The sequence below is a fragment of the Undibacterium sp. Xuan67W genome, assembly GCF_049340165.1.
Taxonomy (GTDB): domain Bacteria; phylum Pseudomonadota; class Gammaproteobacteria; order Burkholderiales; family Burkholderiaceae_D; genus Undibacterium.
In genome coordinates this window covers 133,566-156,551 of record NZ_JBMPPN010000008.1, presented here as the reverse complement: position 1 = coordinate 156,551, position 22,986 = coordinate 133,566, and the positions used below count along the sequence as shown (strand labels likewise).

Genomic DNA, 22,986 nt, shown 5'->3' with positions numbered 1-22,986 from the left:
CCCATCACCCGTGATTATGCGTCATAGGATCATTGTGTCTGCACACATTGAGTCCTTCAAACTTGACATTGGATGACCACTCAACAAAGTAGGCCTTGCCTTTGATGACGCCGGTTTTTTGCCCTTTGGCGAAGGCTCGTGTCGCTGGTTCGTTACCAACGCTATTGGCTAGATAAGAGACGTCTTTAAGCGCTACCGGCGTGCCGCAGATGAACACGGTGGTGCTGCCATTGGCAAGTTGATTTGCAAACGCCGTATTCGGATAAGGCAGTACCACAGGCCCGGCAGTTGGTGCAGGGGGACTCCAGCAAGGATCCGGAAAGGCGGCGGAAGACATACCGTCTGCTGCTTTAGAGCAGATCTCGTTGTCGTTTGCAAAAACGTTGGTTTCCATGGACGGTCTTTTTTAAGTTGAGGTGTATTGCAGCACGACAGCGCAACGCAGGCCGTCGTCGTTCGCCAGATGCAGCAGGCCGCTTTGGCCAGGGCTGGCGTTGTGCGGCATCAGCTTGGATAAGTAGGCCAGCATAGCGGGGCCGGTGGCAGCACCGACTTCGCCCAGACAATCGGCCATGGTGAGCAGGGGTAATTTCTGCCCGCCTGTGGGGGCGACCCTGGTCATGGCGTTGGCCGCTTCGCGTGCAAAGAAGGCCTCACCGTTTTGATCGCTGATGCGAAATTCCATCTCCGTATAAGATTGTGTGCTGTTGCTGAATGCAGCACGTATCGCCTGCGATAAACCTTGGGCGCGACTAGGCACGCTGCCATCTGGCCTCCCTGATTCTTGCCCTTGGCCATAGCCGGTAATGTGGACACCAGCATCGGTTGCATCTACTTTGTGCAAGAGCACGGCAGCAGCCGCTTCACCGGGGATAAAACCGTCTGAATTGCCCGGCACTTGCAAGCGCTCGTCATGCAAATAGTGGTTGATGGTGGCGGCATCGAGATAGCTATCGACACCTGCTAAGAGTACGTAAGGATGTTGTGCATCTTGCAGAAGGCCCATGGCTTGCGCTAAGGCCGCAGCCAAGCCTGCGCGCCCTTGTGGCAGCACCGCAGAACTTGGATGAAATTGCATGTCGAGTTGGCTCACTGCCAGATCAAATATTTCTGCGTACCAATGGAGTTTAGTGTCATCTGCTTCGGCACTTGCCGTACCATTGCGCCCCGGTTCTGGTGCGATCCAAAGTAAAGGAATTTTGCTGGTATCTAATTCAGGCATATGTTGTAAGCAGTCTTTAATGGCGTAAGTTAGCCATCGCGTCAGTCTTTCTTGCCCCCATAAATTGGTTTCTGGCAGGCGTGCCACTAAGATCGGATCACCCAAGCGCGATTGAAACTCACTCTCCTGAAAGTGGTCCATATTGGCACGCAATGCACAACTGGCAGCACGCAGATGGTAGCCAACCGCGCAGCACAATCCTGCTGCACGTATGCCTAGCCTTAACATCTGTGGCTCTGGGTTGGCTTTGGGTCTGAGAATATTCCAGAAACTACTCATGCTATGTCCTCTGTCTCTGCTTCTGCTGGCTAGTGTTGCTGCCACATCCGGCACAGCCTTGACCGTCAAGACCCATGATTTTGTTATGCCACCAATCGACATCAATGGGGCCTATCGCCACAGTGCTAAATTCTTGTATGCGTCTTTGTATGGGGACGCTAACGCGCCAAATTGCTGAGAAGCGTTCTTTTTCTGGCTCGAAATACAGCGTATCGACTACTGCTGTTGGTGTTGCTACCGTATAGTCTTTGCGCAGTATGCGCACTTGCAGCTGATCTAATTTGGGCAGTTTAAAACGGACGTAATCGCGCCCAGCCATCATGTTGCGCAGAATGACTTCTTCACCGCCGTTGGGGTAGGCTATTTGCTGATCTTGCGGCGCGCATTGATGATATTGTTCATCAAAATCTTCAGGTAAAAAAGGGCAAATTTCTTGCTGCCAATGGGCATCGTAAGTGCCGACGTATCGCGTGCGCGGCTGCCAGTGCCGTGCCACCGCAGAGAAGGCGACAGGGGTGTATTTGCCTGTCGGGCTGCTGATGGTCTCGTTCAGTGCCTGAAGGCAGGGTGCTGCTTCACCATCTAGATTGCCTGCGGTTTTACTTCCACCCCATCCGCTACCTGCGGGGTTGGCGAGGAGTGCTTCAGTCAAGATCTGCGCGTTATCCCCGCTTCCTTTTTGATATGTGCGCGTGCCACCAAATGCCAGCCCGTAGTGCAGGGGCATGCTGGAGAACAGTTGAGGTTTGCTAAAGCTATAAATGCCTAATGTTTTTCGCCACTTACGTGGGCCGATTACCTTTACCCCTTTTTTTAAGTCGCCAATCTGAAATCCAGCGATCAACTCGCTGACTTCCTGCGCTTGTGGCGCATGAGCGTGCGCATCAAACAGGACATCACAGCGCGGTTTATATCGGGCGAAATCGGCACCGTAGCGCATGGCACTCTCACCAGGTTCACCAATAAATTCGTCAGCTTGTGCTAAAGGTGTGGGGATGATCGGTCGAGGCCGCTGGCCACCGTGCGGGATCTGCCAGCTAGCCTTGACGACGATGACTAAATGTTCGCGTCCTTGTATATCAAGCGTGGTTGTCATCTCAGCCAATAGGTGTTTTGAAGCGACCAACATTTCCATATTGACCTCTAATTGACACTGACCGAGCCACCCAAAATACGCTGGGTTGCGCTGGCGTGGCTGGTGATATAGGTGCCGCGTAGCTGGATGTGGCCATTTGCACTTAAGATGATCGCGGCATCGCCACAGCGCAATTCGATTTCCTGCTGTGCTTGTAGAACGATGCGTTGCCCATCGACGATGAGGTCGAGTTCTTCTTCGCCTGAGTGATCGTCGGCGCTTTCGTCTGTTGATGCAGTTAGTGACTCAGCAGGCGGTATGACATGCGAAGAGGGCGCCACTTCTTGTGAAGTTGCGGACATGATCAGGCCTAATATAATCGGCCGTTGTGTGTCGCCAAACTCAAATCCTAATGCCAGTTGCGCGCCTAGATTTGCACTGCTTAAGGGAATCAGGCTCAGAGCTGGAAGAGATAACAAGCCAAATGCAGCAATGCTAATCAGCGGTTTGCCACTGGCATCAAACGCTTCCAGTGCGCCTATAGCAATCCCGTCTGCATGGCGAACTGGAAGTTGCGATTGCGTCACAACGTTTTCTAACAACGCATGATGGGCCGGTGTTACCTGATCCAATGTGGCAGTCGTGTTAGGGGAGGGTTGAGGCGAGCTTTGTTTCTGAAGCATATTTAGTTCTCCAGAATTTTTTGTCCCTTGAGCGTGATGTTGCCATCGGCCTTGAAGACTTGTTCATCGGAAGTGCCTACGTTGAAGGTGTGCCCGTTGATGGTAATGGTGCCATCGGACTTCATAACGAGGCTCGCTTTGCCGACAGTAATTGACAGCTCTTCGCCAGAGGTAATGATCGTCTGCTTACCCACCTGAATCGTGTAATTTTCTCCAATTTCAGCAGTTTTGTTTTGCCCGACCTTTTGTGAGTCGGATAAACCCACTTGCCCAGATTGCATGAGCGCTACGGTCGTATTTTTAGCGCCACCGACCGTTGTCTGATAAAGACCACCGATGGTGAGCATTTTTGCGAGACCGATGGTTTCTGTTTTGAGCAGCGCGATTGTTTCTGATTTTCTGCCGCCAATCGTTACACTTCGGTTACTGCCGATAGAGATGGTTTCATTTTGCCCCACATCCTCAGTCCGGTTATCGCCAATACTAATGGTCTCGTTGTGATCAACACGTTCTTTACGGTTGTTGTGAACGGTGATGGTTTCATCGTTGTCGACGGTCTCGGTCCGGTCATGCTTGATATGGCTGGTCTCATCATGATCAATGGTTTTGCGACGGTCATGACCCACCCATTTATCCTCATCATGCTCGACCTCGGTGAGCTGGTCTTTTTCTGCATGGAGCCAGAGTTGTTCTGCACCTTTTTTATCTTCAAAGCGAATCGCATTGGCGGTATCGTAGTGACCACCAGGTGTTGAGCGTGACAGGATGCCGCTTTGGGTCTTGTTGGCGGGTAAGCTCCAGGCGGGCATGGTGGCGGCATTGGGGACCATGCCGGTGATGAGAGGGCGATCTGGATTGCCGTCTAAAAATTGGACGATGACTTCCGTGCCGATGCGGGGGATCGAGGTCATCCCGAAGCTGCTGCCGGACCAGGCTGTGGCGACACGCACCCAGGCGGAGCTCTTTTCGTCGTAGCTGCCGACTCTGTCCCAGTGGTATTGCACCCGTACACGACCATATTCATCGGTATGAATTTCTTCACCAGCCGGGCCGGTTACCAGCGCGGTTTGGATACCAAAAATCTTGGTGGACTGGCTGTTGTAGCCACGGGCGGGGCGCCAGGGGATCTTTTTACGCAGGCAGGTAAAGACATTCCGGTATTCGGCAGCGCCACTACCTTGGTGTGTGATCTGGTAATTATTTTGGGCGAAATGGAAGACATCGAGAATGACAAACTCGGCATCGCTGGCATCTTGGCTGGACTGTCCGATATCGAAATGTCCTGTCAAGGTAAAGCTGCGGCCCGGCTGAGCTGTGCGGTCATTGCTGGTGGCCTCGAAGCGTTTTGACCACGCTTCTAAGGCTTCCATACTGGTGCTGATGAGGGCTTCTCCCTGCGCTTGATTCTGGAAGCCGTAAGCGCCGGTATATTCGTAGACTTCGAGTGCGGGGACATCGCCTTGTTGGGTGGTCGTGGGGATGTCGGTTAGTAGCGGGCGAGGTTGTTTAAAGTCGAAACTGCTGGCGGTGTAATGGGTGGGCATGAGGGTGCGCACCGGGGTGAAGCGGTGGATGCCATCGTCATCTACGGAGCCACCTTCGGCTTGCCATTGCATGTGCGGGTCACCATCAATCGGTGGACATTGCACGTCGCTTTGGTCTGCCAGTATTAAGGTGTGGCCATCGGCGCGATGTTCATACCAATAGAGCCAGCCTGCGGCTTCCCAGCGACGATGCAGGTAGTTGTAATCACTTTCGCCAAACTGGCAGGCATCGGTCATGACGGGATCGGTGCCCTGAATTTTTAATTCACTATCTCTGATCGGGTAGTCGGCAAAAATATCTTCGGTCTGGTCTTGCAGGGTCTTGCCGTGGAAAAGGTAGTTGTCATGTCGGTGGCTGAGATAGGCTAGCCAAGGACAGAGCTGCATTTTGTAGTAGGCAAGGTTGCCGTCTACATGGTCCAGACTGAAGCGAAAGACATAGCCATTGAAATAGCGCAGGCTACCGTCTTCACGCACCAGCTCGATGGTGACCATTTTACCGATGAGTTGTTTTAATTCGAGCTCGGCGTTGTCGGAAATCAGTTCGACGACAAAGTCAAAATCCTTAGAGATATGTTCACTGGCGTTCAAGACCTGGGGTAAGAGCTGCGCATCGTCTGGGCCGTCATCGTTGGGGAACGATAATCGTAAGATGCGGTTGGTTTGCCGGCTGGTGAGGTTGTCTAGGAATGTGCTCATAGGATTTTAAATGAAGGCAGTTAGGGCAGTGGTTATAGCGGCGGCGGATTTGTCAATCTTGTCTATCGATGGGACTCTAAATCTGCCCGTTTAATTAGCACAGTTTGTTTGTCGTAGCCGAACTGGACACCTTCATCCGACCACAGAATTTTGCCCCAGCGGGCGACCGCTTCGGCATCGTCTTGTACGATACCGAGATCGATGGTCTGATGTTGTTCACTGATCCAGAAACTTGGTCTGTCAATGTAGACAGTTGCCCGGACTACTCTGGCCTTATCTTTGGGCTCGGTAAAAACATAGGCGCCATATAGAGCGGGCGCATATTTACTGTCGCCCCAACTGACCGCAACCAGGTGCGAATATTGTGCGGTCGTAGATGCCATCTTTAGATTGAGCAGCAAAGAGGCGCAGCAGACAACGATGAGTAAAGCTAAAACGAACTTTTTCATGCGAGCCTTATTTCATCAGTGATTCAAAAGGATTGCTGAGAGGTTTTTTTGCAGGTGGATTGTTTTTTTCTGCGGTTTTGTTTTCTGTCCAACTCATCGTTTGTTTGAAAAGGCCTCGCACATCGAATTCTTTTGCATAGCATTGTCGATGGAATTTTTGCATGAACGCATCGGTAATTTGAATGCCGGCAATAGTGACGGACTTTCCGCCATCCCAGTTGTACCGGTCATAAAAATGAAACTCAAAATCCAGGACATACGTGGTGATACCTTTTTGTGAGCTGATGTTGACTTTGCCTTGCCCCCAGAATGAATAGCCGCCTATCGCAAAAAACAAATTGATATCTTGAGATTTGTAGAAGTAGCCATGACCTAACTTTTGTGACGTGATGTCGTATTCACCGTCGGCTAGATTTTTCACAAACGTTTTTGCTAAGGCTAAATCAGCTTCGTATTTCTGCTTTAGTTGTGACGATTTTTTGAGTAAATCCGCCATGTCTAACATGTAGTCATTGCCGGTGTTATTCATGTAATGACGCATGTGCTTTACTGCATCCACACCGATGGTGACGTCAACGGCGTGCGTATCCATCGCCATTTCGAGCGCTCGCTTATAGACTAAAAAATTAGCTGTCTGCGTTTCTGAGCACCATTGCCCCGAGCCCGGATCGGGTGATATCCGTGGCGCACTTTTTCCAATAACGTAATCAGGCATTGTTGTAGAACATCATGTGCTGGTTATCCATCTGTCTGGTGCTAAGAAAACTATTTTCTCAACAGCAATTCAATTTGCCGATCCTTAATCATGCAAACCAATGAGTTGCTGTCAATTCAGAGATTGAATGCATGGCGAAGCGTTTGCAGTATTTGCTGTGTGGGTTGCGAAAATAGGCCTGTACAGTGACCGACGCGATGTTTGTCGTGTCACGTAGGGATCGAGCTTATTTAGGTTATCGTGATTCAAAAAGTGCAAATATGACAATACAAATTATTTTATCACAACACTATTTGGCTATATTGTCTTCGTTACAATCACTTACAAGCACTGTCGGAATCCCATCTTCCAGAGCATATGCGCCACCTACATAACTCTGCCTCGGCTAATCCTAACTTTTTGCACTGCTGGAGAAGGTCCGCCGTTACATCGGTTTCTTTGCGCGCAACAGGCTTCAATTTATTGCTTGCCGTCGCGTTTTCCTCGCCTGAGCTCGCCGGTTGAGTTTTAGTATTCGTCAGATGTTTTGCCTGTGTGGAATCCGTTTGCGTGGTGGTATGTGTATGAGCAACCAATGCAGTGAGCAAGGTTACATCGGGGTCTGCTACCGATTTTGCAGACGGGGGATTCCCTGTTGGAGTTGCCGCTATTTTTGATGCGTTTTTTTGTATTGTTTTAGCGCCAGTTATTGCCGGAATGGATTTTTCTCTTTTATCTGATTCTGTCGCATGGGTGACGGCGATGTTATTGGTATTTACGGATGTCGCTGGTTTTGCTTCCAGCGCTTTTTTAAGCGCATCTGGTTCTGGGGTTGCAGAAAGTATTTCTTGCATATTGTTGTGCGGACTACGTGTTGATGACATTTTGGTTTGTGGATCGGGTTCATCAACGATGGTTGCTGCCTGGTTGCTTGGTTCGAGCTTAGACGAAGATTGTTTGTCTGAGTCATCTGGCGAGATGGGGCGCAAGACCGCAGTTGGTGCTATTTGGGCATCTCTCTTCACTAATTCGGTTGGACGCTGCACAGGAGAGGTCGCATTTTCGTACATGGCCCACAGACCCGCCATCAGCAAAAGCAGTAAGGTACCCAGGGCTATTTTCAGGGCAATTGAGCGTTTGCTGGTTTTGTGGTTTGCGTTATCAAATAACTTATTATTCTCTTCGAGACTGGCGAGAATACGGTTGTTATCAGTAACGGGATTGTTTGCTGACGACAATAAACTCGGCTTACTTTTACCTAATGGGTTCTCTTCAGGCCTTGACAAAATCTACTCCTAACAAGCGATAAAAATATTGCTTTTTATAAATAAAAGAGAAATTTCAACCCGTCTCTTTTGATGCAGATATCGGCAAAGAGAGGATTTAATTCGTTGACTAACTATTAAATTGCAAATTCAGATTGTTATAATACTAAGTTATACTCTATTGTAATGGTTGATTAATAAGCATGACAATTAATTATTTCTAATTTGAGTCTGCCAATTATTTTGAGGTTTTGAGTGTTTTTTTTGTTGGTTACTCTTTATTTTTTGCTTGCTTGCTTTGCCGCCTGGTTATTGTTATTTCCAGTAGGAAGAGAGTCTGTTATGCGCACTTTGCAAGACGTTGGCGTGCGAATAGACCGTTTTTTTGAAAATGGAAGACGCTTTCCACAAATTGGTTTTGATGAACTCAGAAGGGGCTTAATTGTTCTGTTGGGTTCGTGTTCTGTTTTTGTGAAGCGACATTTTTTAATGTTGCTAGTTTGCTTAGTCGCTGTTTGTTTACCTCCATTGGTTGCGTGGCTGGCTAGCGATAAAACGATGTTGGATGGCTTTGATGTCTCAACGAGACAAGTAAATACTCAGGTTGCAGAGTTGTTAAAGGGCGAGCAGTTAGTGCCTCCCGCCGCATTGCCACCGATCTTATTTACGACAGAGGAGGTATTGCAAGTTCGGCCGATGTTGATCAATGCAAGTAGAAATTGGCAGTTACTCGATAATGATTTTTCTCAAAGGTTGTTGCTGGTCTTTAAAATCATGAAAGAAAAACATGGCTACGAGATGGCTATCTTGGAAGGTTATCGCAGTCCTGAGCGGCAGAACATGCTGGCTGCCATGGGCAGTAACGTGACCAATGCGGCCGCTTTTCAAAGTTTTCATCAATATGGACTTGCCGCTGATTGTGCATTTTTACGAAATGGAAAATTGGTCATATCTGAGAAGGATGAATGGGCAATGCGTGGTTATCAGTTATATGGAGAGGTTGCTGAGTCGCTTGGTTTGCATTGGGGTGGGCGTTGGAAAATGATGGATTTTGGCCATACGGAGTTGCGATCAGCCAGTCTTCACAAAACCAAGTGATTAGCTTAGTCATGCCGATCCAATGTAAGGGGAATGTCGTCAATATGTCCCAATAGTTCTTTGATTTGTTTTGTCTTTCTATTGAGAATTGTCTTGAATTACAAATGAGGATCTTAGTTCGCATCGCTTAAATGTCATCAAGGCCCGTTGTTGATTTATGGTCCACCTTGGTTCCTTACTATTTATTTTTTTATTACTTATTTCATCATGCATCGAATTTGGCAGTTTTTAACTGATAAGCGAACTCTGGTTGTTATTGGTTTTGTGGCACTTGCAGGATTTTTATTTTTAGCTGCAGATTTATTGCAAATCTCGATGTTCTGGGCGGTAATTGTTTTTTTCATTAGTTTGCTAGCGTATTTTGGATATCAATTACTGTTACGAAGACGTGAAAAGCGCTCATCGCAACAATTTGGCCAGATGTTGGAGCAGCAAGCAGATAAGCCGGCAAAGAATGTTGATGCAAATAAGACCGAGGTGGATTGGATCCGCAAGCGCATGCTTGATGCCATTACTACGATCAAAACATCTAAATTAGGGTTGGTTTCTGGAGAAGCCGCTCTCTATGAATTACCTTGGTACATGATTCTCGGGAATCCTGCGGCTGGTAAAAGTACGGCGATTATCAATTCAGGTTTGCAATTTCCATTTGCGGATAAAAATGGAAAAATCGTACAAGGTATTGGCGGCACGCGAAATTGCGATTGGTTCTTTACTACCAATGGAATCGTCCTCGATACTGCTGGTCGATATTCGGTTAATGAAGAGGATAGATGGGAGTGGTTTGGTTTCCTTGATCTCCTAAAGAAGTACCGTAAACGTGCGCCAATCAACGGTATTATTATTGCCGTTAGTATTGCCGATCTGACTGGTAATCGGCCTGAGTTTGGTATCAATCTGGCTAAGAACTTGCGTCAGAGAGTGCAGGAACTGACTGAGCGGTTAGAAGTTTTCGCGCCTGTTTACGTGGTCTTTACCAAGGCTGATTTGATTGCTGGTTTTAGTGAATTTTTCCTAGATAGTGAGCGTGCTGAGCGAGATAGAGTATGGGGAGCCACGCTTCCCTATAATCTTAAGAGTAGCAATCAGGATATGCTTAATTTTTTTGATACGCGCTTCGACGAATTATATGATGGTTTAAAGGAAGTCAGTCTGGCTAGTATGTCGCTCAATCGAGGCGACCGCATGCCTCCTGGCGTGTTTACTTTTCCTTTGGAATTCGCTTCAATTAAAAGTCCGCTCAGAGCTTTTATCGCCACTCTTTTTGAAGAAAATCCATTTCAGTTCAAACCGATCTTTCGGGGATTTTATTTTACAAGTGCCTTGCAAGAGGGGGCCTCTGTCAGTGCATCGTCCGAGCGCATTGCTCAACGGTTTGATTTGAAAATGAAGGCGCAGCCAAAAGCGGAGATTTCTTCCCAGCACGGATTTTTTTTATTGGATTTATTTCGCAAAGTGATCTTTGCGGATAAAGATCTAGTGGCGCAGTATGCTAGCCGTAACAAGATAAAACTCCGATACACCACTTTTTTTGCCGCGACAGTTTTAGTTGGACTCTTGCTTGGTGCATGGAGTTGGTCGTACATGGGCAACAGGCAATTGGTTGCTAATGTCCAGGCAGATCTGGATAAGGTGATTAAGCTACAGGAAAAACGGATCGATTTGCAATCACGTTTTGAGGCGCTAGAAATATTACAGGATCGTATCGAGCAGTTAGATCAATATCGCACCAATCGACCATGGTCGCTCAGTATGGGTTTATATCAGGGTGACATTCTAGAACGTAAATTACGTGAAGAATATTTCTCGGGTATGAAGGAGGTGATGTTGAAACCAGTTGCTCTAAATTTAGAGGCGTTTCTTGCTGAGGTGAATGCAAACGCAGGTAAATTAGAGCCAATGACAAAGGCCCCTCAATTTGCTGGGGTTTCTACAGCAAATGTCATCAATTTAACGTCCGCCCCTAGTGCTGCAAGTGCAGTCGCGGTTAATGCTAATGGTTTGGTGCCTTCTCCAGTTGCTACAAATATTATTAATTCGGCTCAGCAGTTTAAAGATGTATCTCCCACGAACGTGGAAGATGCCTATAACGCGCTTAAAACTTATTTGATGTTAGGCGACAAAGCCCGTGCTGAGTCGAGCCATCTTAATGACCAGTTGACCCGGTTCTGGCGCGTTTGGCTGGAGAGCAATCGTGGTGCGATGTCGCGTGAACAGATGATTCGCAGCGCCGAACGCATGATTGATTTTTATCTCACACAGATGAGTGATCCGTCATGGCCTCAACTCGACAATAAACTGGCTTTGGTTGACCAGTCACGAGAGAACTTGCGCCGTGTAGTCAAAGGTATGCCCGCACGAGATCGCGTTTACGCTGATGTGAAAGCCAGAGCAGCTACGAGATTTTCAGCTATTACCGTCGCAAAAATTGTCGGCGACGAAAATAAAGAGTTAGTGGTCGGAAGCTATGCGGTACCAGGAACATTTACTCGAGATGCTTGGCAAAATTTTATACAAGACGCATTTAAGGATGCCGCAAATAAGGAATTACAAAGCGCTGACTGGGTATTAAAAACTGCATCTAAAGATGATTTGACCCTGGAGGGTAGCCCTGAGCAAATTCAAAAATCTCTAGTCGAGATGTACAAAACAGAATATGCAAAAGAATGGAAAAAGTTTGTCCAAGGCGTTTCTGTTTCTGAATTGAGCAGCTTCGATGGTGCCGTCGTGGCAATGAACCGCCTTGGTGACCCTCAAACATCACCAATTAACAAAATTGTAGCAACGATTTATCAGCAAACGTCTTGGGACAATCCTTCGTTGCTCAATGACAGTTTGTCGCGTGCTCAAAAGGGGATTGTCGGCTGGTTTAAGGAGACGATTCTTCGACAAAATCCAACGCCAGTAAATGTGAATCTCGATATTCATGCAAGCAATTTGCCAAAAACCGAAATACCGATGGGGCTCGTCGGTCGCGAGTTTTCCGGTGTCGCCAAATTGGTTGGTAGCAAGGATAAAGATGCCTCATTAATGCGTGGCTATATGGATGCTTTATCAAAGGTACGCAGTCGATTTAATCAACTAAAGAATCAGGGCGATACAGGGCCAGGCGCTAAGCAACTGATGCAGCAGACCTTGGAAGGCGGTGGGTCTGAATTAGCTGAAGCATTAAAGTATGTTGATGAACAAATGTTAACCGGCATGACAGACGAGCAAAAGGCGGCGATCCGGCCATTATTGGTAAGGCCTTTGATGCAAAGTTTTGCGGTGATCGTGAAGCCAAGTGAAGTGGAAGTAAATAAAACTTGGGTAGCCCAGGTCTATGAACCATTTCAAAAAAGTTTGGCGGGTAAATATCCGTTTACTCCAGATTCAAAAATAGAGGCAAGTAACTCAGAGATCGGACAGATTTTCGGGCCTGAGGGGGCCATCGCCAAATTTGCTAATACATCCATGGGAGCGTTGATTGTCAGGCGTGGAGATACGTTGGTACCGAAGACATGGGCCAACATGGGAATTTCCCTGATCCCACAAGTGGTCACTAATTTTCCAGGATGGGTAGCGCCGTTAAGTGCTGGTGGTGTTGCCAGCTCGACTGGTGCAGAGGCGCAAACCGTGTTTCAGATTCAACCCTTACCTGCACCAGGCACCTTGGAATACACAGTTGAAATTGATGGGCAACAATTGCGTTATCGCAATACACCTGCTCAGTGGACGAATATGGTCTGGCCTAATCCACAAGGAACGCCGGGTGCCCGTATTACGGCAGTAACTTTTGACGGTAAAACTATTGAGGTACTCAATCAACCGGGACGTTTTGGCCTAGAGAGAATGATTAATACGGCTAGCCGTAAGCGTAAGGATGGTGGTGTATTTGAGTTGTCCTGGGTCAGTAGCAATATCACTGTCGCGTTTAATTTGAGAACGATTAGCAGTCCGCAAACTGCGGCTACGGGATCTAATTCCCCGCAGGGGCAAGGATTTCGTGGCGTAAAACTTCCTGAGTCTATCGTTGGTGGGGTTCCAACCATGAGCGATAGCCTCAACCCCTCTAGCGTATCATCGACAACAATTACTGGTGCCACTGCAACTACGAACGGGGGCAAGTAATGAATAAGAATGCGACTCAAACAGCGGTTGGTTATTTTGGAAAAATACCTAGCCGCGGCGATTTTGTTAAAGCGACAGATAATCCGGCATTGATCCCCGTCATCGACGATTGGTTGGCGCAGGCAATGGAATTATTGGCCTTAGATCCTCGTTGGAAAATCACCTATGATGCAGTGCCACCGATGCATTTTGCGTTTATTGGACCTCGACGTAAGCGTTCTATTGCCGGACATATTGTGGCAAGTACGGATGAGGCACAACGTAGATTTCCATTTTTGGCAATGAGTACGATGGAGATTGAGGATCCTCCAGAATTTGTTCAGCGTCATCCACTAGTGTTGGCTCGCCTCTGGAAACATATGCAGTCTTTTGTTAATGAGATTGTTAACTCTGAAAATCCAGTGACTTCATTGCAAAAAATGTCTGCGACGAATATTGATTTGGAATTGACTCCTGCTGCTTATGAGGCTGCGTTCACGGATTTTTTATATGCGCAGACTGTCGGTGCACTGAACGCGATGTTGGCACAAACGGGTTTCACAGGATCAGTCCGACAAGTCATGCTGGCTTTAGGTTTTTTGTTAGAACCCGTAATGTCCAGCGGCTCAAGTCGTTTGGAAAAAAGTCTGGTGATTCCGTTACCTGCTGACCCGATATATCGTTATTTGGTGGCATCGTTTTGGATGAATTTGATTACCCCCTTCTTATTAAAAGTTGACTTTGAACTAGCGGTGTTTTTCACTCAGATAGAACATAAACCATCCATGATCGTTGGTTTTAGTGGCGCTTCGCCGCGCACTCTACAGGCGATCATGGATGCTCAGGTCGGACTGTCTCATCATATTTCGTTTGAAAATGTGCAATGGGTAGAAGAACAGATTCATTCTAACTACAACATACAAAAATTATCTAGCTACTTGGATCAGCCGGATCTTTCGTTGAAGTCCGCTCGCGACTCTTTCTGCGAAGCTTTTATTGGAGCTTAACGTTATGCGTATTATTTTATTTTTTCTCTTGCTGACTTCAAAATTTGCATGGTCGCAAAATACGGTACCACCAATGATTTCGCCTGCGCCAGGCCAAGTCCTGGCGAGTGGTACTGTTCCTGATGAGGCGAGTAAGGCGAGTGTTCTTGCGAAATTACGTGAGCTTTACGGTGCAGACAGGGTTGTCGATCAAATTGCGGTAGGGCAGGTCGCATTACCAGCTAATTGGAATACGTATGTTCAAAAATTGATTAATCCTAATCTGAAGTTGATTAGTAAAGGACAGTTGAAAATTGATGGTAATACGGTCAGCGTTCGGGGTGAAGTTGCAAATGAGGCGCAACGTCAGCAGATTGCCAGTGACATCGCTACCAATCTTAATCCGACCTATACGGTAAATAACGGTTTGCGCGTCTCCGCTTCAGAGCAAAACATGTTAGATGCGACTCTCGCAAATCGCATTATTGAATTTGAAAGCGGAAAAGCTGCACTCACACCAGGCGGCAAAGCTATTTTGGATGAGATGGCTTTGGCTTTGCAAAAAATTAGTAATCGAAAAATTGAAGTGATAGGCCATACGGATAATCAGGGACTACGCGTATCGAATCTGTCGTTGAGTCAGGCTAGAGCGGATGCCGTAAAGGTATATCTGATCACGAAGAATATCAACGCAGAGGGTATTGCAACTTCTGGTCAAGGCTCTGATCGTCCGATTGCGAGTAATGAAACATCAGATGGGCGCTCTCGTAATCGACGCATTGAATTTAGGGTTGCGCAATAATATGCACAGCTATTTTCATCGTCGTCTGTGTAATAGCTAGATAAAGAAAGCAGCTACCTAAATAAGGGCGCTGCTTTTTTTTAAGATATATTTTACGGCAGCGTAATTGTCAGATTAGCTGCATGTGGCGTCATTTTAACGACGTCGTTGTATGCGTTGATATTATTTTCAGTCGATTTCGTTAATCCCCAATGGAGCCCAATGTAGGCTGAGATGCTGATGAGTGCAAATACAGAGGCAATGACCCATAAAGGCATTTCGTTGCGCAACTTATTTACTATTTGATCCGGGCGTTCTGCATGTGGAGAGAATCCACTACTTTTTCCCTTCATATGAGCAATCTCATCCCCTAATCGCGCCGTTAAATAGTTAAGTTTTTCGGTTCCCTCGATGATATATTTACCTTCAAATCCTAGTAATAAACACATATGAAATACTTCTAGGGCTTGAATGTGAGGACTGCCTTTCGCTCTTAACTCTTCTAGCCGGTGGAAGAAATTTTCTCCAGCCAACTGATCTCCAAACATCGCTAACTGAAGCGGTCGTCTCTCCCAGGCGCTGCGGATGTCAAACTGAGAACGTAAAATAATTTCATCAACTGCAGCACAAAATGCATATTTTGCTGAGTGTATATCGTCAGCTGACGCGCCCATCTTCTTTGCGTTACGGTCAAAATCACTCAAAAACTGAGTCATCTTTGTTAAGAAGCTCTCATCATCTTGAGGTGCACAGCGATTTTTTAGCATGAATAATGCGTAGAAACCGTCGTACATTAAATCTAATAATGAATGTGCGGATGACGACGGATCATTGACGAAGCCTTCATAACGCGCTGAGTTGTTACTTAGTAGTGAGGGTGCTGTGTTCATATTCATCTGGATAATTAAGACGTTATAGCAATCAGCTCGATTTTCAGATCGCGAATGCCGGATGGGACATAAATTGAAATGGATTGTGCTTGCAACATACGCTCGTACATTGGACCTTTATTCTCAATAGAAAAATAGTAGGTATCTGGTCTTACAGGAACTGCAGCCGGAACTTGTGGCGAATGAAGTAGCTTTACTCCAGGCATCGCGGATAGGACAAATTTTTCTACATCTTCTGGTGCGCCAAGTTTAAATCGCAAGGGCACAATGTCGACTAGCTCTATAGCCGGCATATCGGCTGCAACTGTAAGATAGAACTGTGTTTTCTCATCGATTTTTCCTGAGTCTAATGAGCCAAGATGATATGACGGCTTAACCTCGGATAGTGCAATAGAAAAGTATTTTGTTGAAATGACGGTATCTAAAAGCTCCCGTATGATTTTGTCTAACTTACTAAAAGCAGGTCCAGGTTGGACATGATTGTATGGCGGTAAATCAGACAAAGAATAATTCTTTGAATACGTCATTAACGCGCCTGCCAAGCTTAGTAATTGTTCATATAGGCGTTCAGGGTGGAAGGCTGGATGATTGAAATAATGTGTCAACTGTGCAAAGGCTGAGCTTGCTGTATGCAACAGCCAAAAAGAGGAAATGTCTCCTGATCTGAACTCTATAATATTTTTATTCGGTTCCCGGTGATGGCCATACAGCGCATTGACTTTTGCTTGTAATGCATCCATTAGCCGACGAAGTTGTGAATACAAAATTGGCGAGCTACGGATCGATAAGCTGGGGGCGACGAAGTTTGGATCAATTTCAAAACCTCCAGTAGACACTCTGCGCAGTTGTACTACCGGGAAACTGACATAAGAGTCCCTCGCTTCCAGTTCGGAAACAAAGCGTAAGGTTTTTTTCAAAAAGGACAGTTCCGCATTTGCTGCGTGTGTAAATAAATCTGGTATTTCCTGGTTCGATTGTTTGTAACGTGTGCTGTTACTGATTTGCCCTGATGTTGAAAAATTTCCACCAAATCCCTTCATGGCAGGAATGGCAGCGTAATAAATAATGGATTGTTGCGACATAGGAATATCGCTGAGATCAATATCGTGTGGAAGTTCGTCAGTTAAAGGAGCCCGGACAATTTCTCCGTCTTGAAATATCAAGGATAATTCTGTCGCTCGCAGGGTGTTATTTACTAGTGCATCCTTGTCCCATTGAGCTGCCGTAATACCCCAAGCATAAGGATGCAAGGCATTCGTGACTTCATATAAACGCTTTTCGTGATACAGATCTTGTTGTTGAAAATGCTGTGGGCGTAAAAATAAACCTTCGCCCCATAAAATTTTAGAAGTCATGTGATGTGATCAGTAATTGGTGGTTTTGATGCAATTGTTTTTGCTGAGCTCAAAATTAGTAACAGTTACTAATTTCAAAAGAACTCAAATTAATTGGTATTTTGACATATTAATAAATTATTGATGTAGGTACTTTTGCAACTTTATAGGCAGCGAACGGGTGCTAATAATTTACCCGGATTTTCTTTATCCAAAACCGCGGAACCGATTCCCACGGTCAGAGCACAGGCATGAAGTCCAATAGTAATACCTGATGTTTCCGCATCTTTTGTAGCAAATGTCGCTCTCCAACGTTGTTGCGCCGGGGAGCGAAATAGTGCAACGACTCCAATGAAGTAGGCTTCTTTAGTCACCTTTTCAATGACTTCATAGCGTTGGCCTGGAACAAGTGTTACTTCCTTCACCTCGAGCAGATCATTTCCTAACAATTCTTTTTCTTTTTGTGGACTTAGAAACACCTCGAACGGTATCTGCTGAAATGCAGCACCTTGTCTCAATTTGTAAACGCGACTGACTAAGGCTAAAGGTCGACCATTTGGGTCTACATTCAAATTTTCTGATGCATGCAAGCGAATGGAAATATTCCTTGGTGCCTGTTGTGCGTCTGGTACTTCTGGTAGCTCAGGTTTTTTTAGGCCACTTGCTTCAAGTGCGATATTTGCCACTGAACTAACGGTGGATACTGCCGCGCAACCTGCAAGGCTTACTGATACGGCAACACAAAGTGCCTTTACAAATATGAGATCGTTCATTTTTTGGAAGGGAATGAGGTTGAGTTTTAAATCATTAATATTTAATTAAGTAGTGAAATAGCATGAAAAAATTGTTTTTTTGCATTTGTTTAAAATTATTACAATTTTGATGAATTGGTATCAATTTGAAACCAAAATATTATTGTAGTTTCATTATTTTGTCGTTATGATAATTAAGTGAATTGCTTTAATGATAATTAAGTTAATAAGGTTGTATTGTTTTTAGGATTGCTTTTTCCATGGTAATTAATTTTCGAATTTTCCCCTGCATGCTCCTTGTGGTTTCTTTGAGCGCTTGCGTAACGGATCCGGTGAAAACTGGCACGCCGCCCCCAGTTATTAAAATGGAAGCATTGATGTCAGACGCCGAGCTGGCATCGGCGGCCGGACAGCAAGATAAGGCGCTGGCAATTTTGAAGAATGCGGCTAATGCCTTTCCGGCGGATAAAGCACCTTGGGCTCAAATTGCACAAATGAAATTTGATGCTGCAAATTACGGTGAGGCAATCATGAATGCGCAAGAAGTTTTGCAGCGTGATCCCGCTGATAAATTGGCAAATAGCATTATCGCCGTAAGTGGATTGCGATTATCAACTAAGGCATTAACAGATTTGAGTCAGCAAAATAATTTAACCGGAAGTTTGCGGACTGAGGCGCAAGATTTGGCTAAGTTGCTCCGTGAAAGTCTTGGTGAAAATTTGTTGGTTCCCGCAAAAAATAAGTCGGCATCTAGCTCGGCTCCCCGTCCGTTAGCGACCAAGCCTGCTCCTGCAGGTAGTAATAAGGTGGGTGAAAAAGAGCAGGGCAGCTCGAATCCATTTGGTATTTTGAAATAAATTTCAACGTTATTTCGTTGTCGATGGTTTAGTTTTTCTAGACCTAATTTTTTAGTCTTATTTGGAGTTGTCATGGCAAAAAGCGAAAGTGTTCAAAAACGATTGCAAAAAGTTCGTCCACCTAGAGTGCAGATGACTTATGACGTAGAAATCGGTGATGCTATTGAAAATAAAGAGTTGCCTTTCGTTCTTGGCGTTGTGGGTGATTTTGGCGGCAACTCAGAAATTGAGCAGAAACGTTTAAAAGACCGGAAATTTGTTTCGCTTGATCGCGATAATTTTGATGAGGTGATGAAGGGTATCGAGCCAAGAGCAGCATTTCGTGTCGCAAATGAACTTAGCGATGAAGGTGGTCAGTTTGCCGTCGATCTGAAATTTAAATCTATCGACGATTTTCGACCTGAATCTATCGTTCAGCAAGTTGAACCATTAAAAAAATTGCTGGAAGCTCGTACAAAACTTGCCGATTTGCGTAATAAATTAGCTGGGAATGACAAGCTTGAAGATATTTTAAATGATGTCCTCAACAACACGGAGAAGCTGGTTAGCTTGAGCAAACAAACGACGAAGCAGGAGAGCTAACATGTCAGCACAACTTAATACGATATCCGCTAATTCCGGAACTACTGAGGTTGCATTGCTTGATCAGATCGTTGAGCAAAGTAAAGTGGCAAAATCCAGTGTAGAGCATTCACGTGCAAAGGATATTATTTCTGAACTGGTTAATCAGGTAATGCAAGGCACGGTAGTTGTTTCAGATAATTTGTCTGCAACCATTGATGCCCGCGTAGCTGAATTGGATAGATTGATTTCACGTCAGTTAAGTGCAGTTATGCATGCACCAGAATTTCAAAAGTTAGAAGGTAGCTGGACAGGGCTAAATTATTTAGTCAAGAACACGGCGACAGGTACAAGTTTAAAAATAAAATTGCTTAACGCCACAAAACGCGATCTGGTCAAAGATTTTCAGAGTGCTTTGGAATTTGACCAAAGTGCTATGTTCAAAAAAATCTATGAAGAAGAATTCGGTACATTTGGTGGCGCGCCATTTGGTGCATTGCTAGGCGATTTTGAAATTACACGTCAGCCGGAAGATATGTATTTTGTTGAACAAATGTCGCATATCGCAGCAGCTGCCCACGCCCCCTTTATTTCTTCTGCATCACCTGAATTATTTGGTTTGGAAACATATAGTGATCTTGGTAAGCCTCGTGATTTGTCAAAAGTATTTGATACAGTCGAGTATGCCAAATGGAAGTCTTTTAGGGAATCGGAAGACTCTCGCTATGTGGGTCTCACATTGCCGCGTTTCCTCGGTCGCCTGCCTTTTAATCCAGTTGATGGTGCTACTGTTGAGGGATTCAACTTCGTTGAAGATGTTGATGGTACTGATCACCATAAATATCTGTGGTGTAACGCAGCCTATGCATTCGGTACTAAATTGACGAAAGCATTTGAAGATTTTGGCTGGTGTGCGGCAATTCGTGGTGTTGAGGGCGGCGGCTTAGTTGAGGGTTTGCCTACTCATACATTTAAAACCGATGAAGGCGAAGTTGCACTGAAATGTCCAACCGAAATTGCTATTACTGATCGTAGAGAAAAAGAGTTAAGCGACCTGGGATTTATTTCTCTCGTACATTGCAAAAATACAGATTACGCCGCCTTCTTTGGTGCCCAGTCTGCTCAAAAAGCAAAAAAATATAATACCGATTCCGCTAATGCCAATGCTGTTTTATCGGCTCAACTGCAATATATTTTCGCAGTGTCTCGTATCGCACATTACATGAAGGCCATGATGCGCGACAAGATTGGTAGTTTTGCCGCGGCCTCTAATGTTGAAGATTTTCTTAATCGCTGGTTGACGCAATATGTGTTGCTTGATGATAACGCGAGTCAGGAACAAAAAGCACAATTCCCACTACGTGAGGCATCTGTCCAAGTATCAGAAATACCTGGACGTCCTGGTGTTTACCGTGCTGTTTCGTTCTTGCGTCCACATTTCCAACTCGATGAGTTGTCCGTTTCACTCCGTTTGGTCGCGGAGTTACCGCAGTCGACCAAATCTTAATTTTATATTGAATTTTTTACACAGGAAGGTGAACAATGGCAATCGACGTCTACTTGCAAATTGATGGTATCAAGGGTGAATCTACTGACGATACACATAAAGATTGGATAGAGTGCAAATCTGTTCAATGGGAAGTGTTACAGCCGAAGTCCGCGACTGCTTCTACAGGCGGTGGACATACTGCAGAGCGTTGCGAACATAAAGATATCGTAATCTCAAAGATCGCAGATTTGGCAAGTCCATTATTGTTGCAGAACTGCTCATCAGGAAAAACTATTGCGAAAGCAAAGCTGGAGTTCATGCGTGCAGATGGACAAGGTCAGCGTATCAAGTATTTTGAAGTTGAAATTGAAAATGTCTTGATTGGTAGCGTATCCCCAATGGTAACCGAGGGCGATATCTTGACTGAATTAGTTGGGTTGAAATATTCCAAGGTTAAATGGAAATACACACAACAAAAAATTGGCGGTGGATCTGGTGGTAACACATCTGGTGGGTGGGATCTTTCCGCAAACAAAACAGCATAAGTATTTGTAATAGTGAAGTAATTTCGATGTGTTTTGTTGTCCTGATCAGCAGAATGCATCGACTTATACACTTGTTTTATGTGTGCTGAAATTGCTCAGTTTTTGCAGAATCCTTGTTTAACAGTCCGTTGTTGAATGGAAAAATGAATGCCATATATTTTTGAAGAAGCTGAAACACTGGAAGGTCAGCCCCAGGTGGGAAGTAAGCAATGTGTGGCTTTGGTCAAAGAATTCGCAAAGGCTCCTGCGGCCTCCTTATGGAGAGAAGGGGATGTCGTCAGAAAAAATCTTTCACTGAAAAAAGGTACAGCAATCGCTACTTTTGTTGATGGGAAATATCCTAATCATGGTAGTGGCAATCATGCCGCATTGTATATCTCTCAGGACGTATTAGGAATATGGGTCGTTGATCAATGGACAAAGAGCGGCACTATACAAAAGAGACGACTAGCGTTCAAAGGGAAAGATAAGGATGGTAATTATGTCGATCCAAGCAACAATGGCGATGCGTTTTCCATCATCAAATGAGCCATAGAACAATGATGTTTTTGCCTGAAATTAAATCCATATTTTTTTTTGTTTTTGCTGCACTGTCTCCGCTTTCATTTGCAGCCAATGTCGTACCTGTTTGTCCTGGTGAACTGCATGTTGAGCAAACAATAAGTGAACAGCCTGAGGGGTGGAATGCATATGGAACAAATAAGATGCATCGATTTGTGAATGTAATGTTTTCGAACGATAATCCAGCACAAAGTTTCATATTACTTCCCTCAAAAGAATTTACAAAAAATAAGGAAAATAGTGCGACTTGGAATTTTTCTCCGTCAGATAAAGCTTATTGGATTTCTTGTTTATATAGCGAGACAAAAGCAACTGTGGCGAGAGAACTACCCAAAAATATTCAAACCTGTTCTGTGACCTATGACGGAAGATTTACTTTGCCAGTCGTAAAAGAGGTTAATTGCCATTGAGTTGCTGGCTGCACTACTAAATTGACATGACGGTTGCGAAGTTGAAGAAATCTCTTTAAACCAATCGCTTCTTCGTGAACAAAAGATCCCGTTTTAAAGATTTTTTAACAGGATTTTCTTAGGTTTTATGGATGACTTATTTCATCTGATGTTCTTTGATTCTGTCTGATAATTTGCAGGTTTGTTGTTGTCTTGGTTTGGAAAAAATCAACAACTGAATGGAATAAAATGAATGGCTTTGCACCGAGTCTGTTTGATCGCTTGATGGGAATAGGCGCATCTGAAAATAAGAATCTAGGCGTTGTTGTGCGCTTATCTATAGAAGAACTGAAAGATACTGTTGCCAGAGATTTAGAGGCCTTATTAAATACTCGTACTGTTTGGCCTGAAGCTTTATTAAAACTCTACCCTGAGTGTCATAACTCCATCCTCACTTACGGGTTGAATGACTTTGCAGGACTTAGTCTGGCAAGTACAGATGATCGTACTTATATTTGCCGATGCCTGGAAAAAGCTATTTCTCGCCATGAACCTCGTCTAAGAAATGTGCGTGCATCGCTTGAGGTTCGCGAGGGATCAATTAATCGACTTAACTTCGCGATATCGGCGTTATTGGTCGTGGACTTAGCGCGAGAGCCCGTTAATTTTGACGCGGTACTTCAACCATCCACTTTGCATTATTCAATTAGTAAAACGCGCCGCATGGCTCGTACAGGCGATTAA

At 45.2% G+C, this 22,986-nt stretch carries 22 protein-coding genes; 11 read left to right on the top strand and 11 right to left on the bottom strand.

The annotated features are described in order from the left end of the window. Positions 1-4: 4 nt before the first annotated feature. The 8 genes from ACO0LE_RS09720 to ACO0LE_RS09685 form a co-directional block, all read right to left on the bottom strand. Positions 5-394: a DUF4150 domain-containing protein gene (locus ACO0LE_RS09720; RefSeq protein WP_422960183.1), complete on the bottom strand. Its 390-nt coding sequence runs from the start codon at positions 392-394 to the stop codon at positions 5-7. A gap of 12 nt (positions 395-406) precedes the next feature. Continuing rightward, on the bottom strand, positions 407-1,501 hold the full coding sequence (locus ACO0LE_RS09715; RefSeq protein ID WP_422960182.1) for a hypothetical protein: 1,095 nt from the start codon (positions 1,499-1,501) through the stop codon (positions 407-409). Between the two features lies 1 nt (position 1,502). After that, positions 1,503-2,597 carry a DUF2169 family type VI secretion system accessory protein gene (locus ACO0LE_RS09710; protein ID WP_422960181.1) on the bottom strand — a complete coding sequence of 365 codons (1,095 nt, stop codon included), beginning with the start codon at positions 2,595-2,597 and terminating at the stop codon, positions 1,503-1,505. 47 nt (positions 2,598-2,644) lie between these two features. Then, positions 2,645-3,259, bottom strand: coding sequence for a DUF6484 domain-containing protein (locus tag ACO0LE_RS09705; RefSeq protein WP_422960180.1), 615 nt, complete (start codon positions 3,257-3,259; stop codon positions 2,645-2,647). 2 nt (positions 3,260-3,261) lie between these two features. Further along, positions 3,262-5,502: a type VI secretion system Vgr family protein gene (locus ACO0LE_RS09700; protein WP_422960179.1), complete on the bottom strand. Its 2,241-nt coding sequence runs from the start codon at positions 5,500-5,502 to the stop codon at positions 3,262-3,264. A 62-nt stretch (positions 5,503-5,564) separates the two neighbouring features. Then, entirely contained in the window at positions 5,565-5,951 is a 387-nt protein-coding gene (locus tag ACO0LE_RS09695) for a hypothetical protein (protein ID WP_422960178.1), read from the bottom strand. A 7-nt stretch (positions 5,952-5,958) separates the two neighbouring features. Further along, the gene (locus tag ACO0LE_RS09690) at positions 5,959-6,666 is read right to left on the bottom strand and encodes a hypothetical protein (RefSeq protein ID WP_422960177.1); all 708 of its coding nucleotides are present in this window, start codon (positions 6,664-6,666) and stop codon (positions 5,959-5,961) included. Positions 6,667-6,983: 317 nt separating this feature from the next. Further along, positions 6,984-7,931 (bottom strand): hypothetical protein, encoded by a 948-nt coding sequence (locus tag ACO0LE_RS09685; RefSeq protein ID WP_422960176.1) that lies wholly within the window; start codon positions 7,929-7,931, stop codon positions 6,984-6,986. A gap of 234 nt (positions 7,932-8,165) precedes the next feature. On the opposite strand from ACO0LE_RS09685, the gene ACO0LE_RS09680 reads away from it, so the two are divergent. The 4 genes from ACO0LE_RS09680 (at position 8,166) to ACO0LE_RS09665 (ending at position 14,885) form a co-directional block, all read left to right on the top strand. Further along, entirely contained in the window at positions 8,166-9,008 is an 843-nt protein-coding gene (locus ACO0LE_RS09680; protein ID WP_422960175.1) for a M15 family metallopeptidase, read from the top strand. Between the two features lie 207 nt (positions 9,009-9,215). Then, entirely contained in the window at positions 9,216-13,118 is a 3,903-nt protein-coding gene (gene tssM, locus ACO0LE_RS09675) for a type VI secretion system membrane subunit TssM (protein ID WP_422960203.1), read from the top strand. Beyond that, entirely contained in the window at positions 13,118-14,104 is a 987-nt protein-coding gene (gene tagF, locus ACO0LE_RS09670; protein ID WP_422960174.1) for a type VI secretion system-associated protein TagF, read from the top strand. The genes tssM and tagF overlap by 1 nt, the downstream gene beginning before the upstream one ends. A gap of 4 nt (positions 14,105-14,108) precedes the next feature. Then, positions 14,109-14,885, top strand: coding sequence for an OmpA family protein (locus ACO0LE_RS09665; RefSeq protein ID WP_422960173.1), 777 nt, complete (start codon positions 14,109-14,111; stop codon positions 14,883-14,885). Between the two features lie 92 nt (positions 14,886-14,977). Here ACO0LE_RS09665 and icmH read toward each other — a convergent pair whose 3' ends face one another. From icmH to tssJ, 3 genes are all read right to left on the bottom strand, one after another. Next, a complete protein-coding gene (gene icmH, locus ACO0LE_RS09660) occupies positions 14,978-15,754 on the bottom strand; it encodes a type IVB secretion system protein IcmH/DotU (protein ID WP_422960172.1) in 777 nt (258 codons plus the stop codon). 14 nt (positions 15,755-15,768) lie between these two features. Further along, positions 15,769-17,109 carry a type VI secretion system baseplate subunit TssK gene (gene tssK / locus ACO0LE_RS09655; RefSeq protein ID WP_422960171.1) on the bottom strand — a complete coding sequence of 447 codons (1,341 nt, stop codon included), beginning with the start codon at positions 17,107-17,109 and terminating at the stop codon, positions 15,769-15,771. Between the two features lie 143 nt (positions 17,110-17,252). After that, positions 17,253-17,861: a type VI secretion system lipoprotein TssJ gene (gene tssJ / locus ACO0LE_RS09650; RefSeq protein ID WP_422960170.1), complete on the bottom strand. Its 609-nt coding sequence runs from the start codon at positions 17,859-17,861 to the stop codon at positions 17,253-17,255. Between the two features lie 356 nt (positions 17,862-18,217). On the opposite strand from tssJ, the gene ACO0LE_RS09645 reads away from it, so the two are divergent. From ACO0LE_RS09645 to tssE, 7 genes are all read left to right on the top strand, one after another. Next, positions 18,218-18,697: a hypothetical protein gene (locus tag ACO0LE_RS09645; protein ID WP_422960169.1), complete on the top strand. Its 480-nt coding sequence runs from the start codon at positions 18,218-18,220 to the stop codon at positions 18,695-18,697. A 72-nt stretch (positions 18,698-18,769) separates the two neighbouring features. After that, positions 18,770-19,279, top strand: coding sequence for a type VI secretion system contractile sheath small subunit (gene tssB / locus ACO0LE_RS09640; RefSeq protein WP_422960168.1), 510 nt, complete (start codon positions 18,770-18,772; stop codon positions 19,277-19,279). 1 nt (position 19,280) lies between these two features. Further along, positions 19,281-20,765 (top strand): type VI secretion system contractile sheath large subunit, encoded by a 1,485-nt coding sequence (tssC, locus tag ACO0LE_RS09635; RefSeq protein ID WP_422960167.1) that lies wholly within the window; start codon positions 19,281-19,283, stop codon positions 20,763-20,765. A 35-nt stretch (positions 20,766-20,800) separates the two neighbouring features. Then, on the top strand, positions 20,801-21,292 hold the full coding sequence (locus ACO0LE_RS09630; RefSeq protein ID WP_262835752.1) for an Hcp family type VI secretion system effector: 492 nt from the start codon (positions 20,801-20,803) through the stop codon (positions 21,290-21,292). Positions 21,293-21,439: 147 nt separating this feature from the next. Next, positions 21,440-21,820, top strand: coding sequence for a BPSL0067 family protein (locus ACO0LE_RS09625; RefSeq protein WP_422960166.1), 381 nt, complete (start codon positions 21,440-21,442; stop codon positions 21,818-21,820). Beyond that, positions 21,817-22,263, top strand: a complete 447-nt coding sequence (locus tag ACO0LE_RS09620; RefSeq protein WP_422960165.1) for an STY0301 family protein — start codon at positions 21,817-21,819, stop codon at positions 22,261-22,263. Before ACO0LE_RS09625 ends, ACO0LE_RS09620 begins: the two co-directional genes overlap by 4 nt. A 228-nt stretch (positions 22,264-22,491) precedes the next feature. Continuing rightward, on the top strand, positions 22,492-22,986 hold the full coding sequence (tssE, locus tag ACO0LE_RS09615; protein ID WP_422960164.1) for a type VI secretion system baseplate subunit TssE: 495 nt from the start codon (positions 22,492-22,494) through the stop codon (positions 22,984-22,986).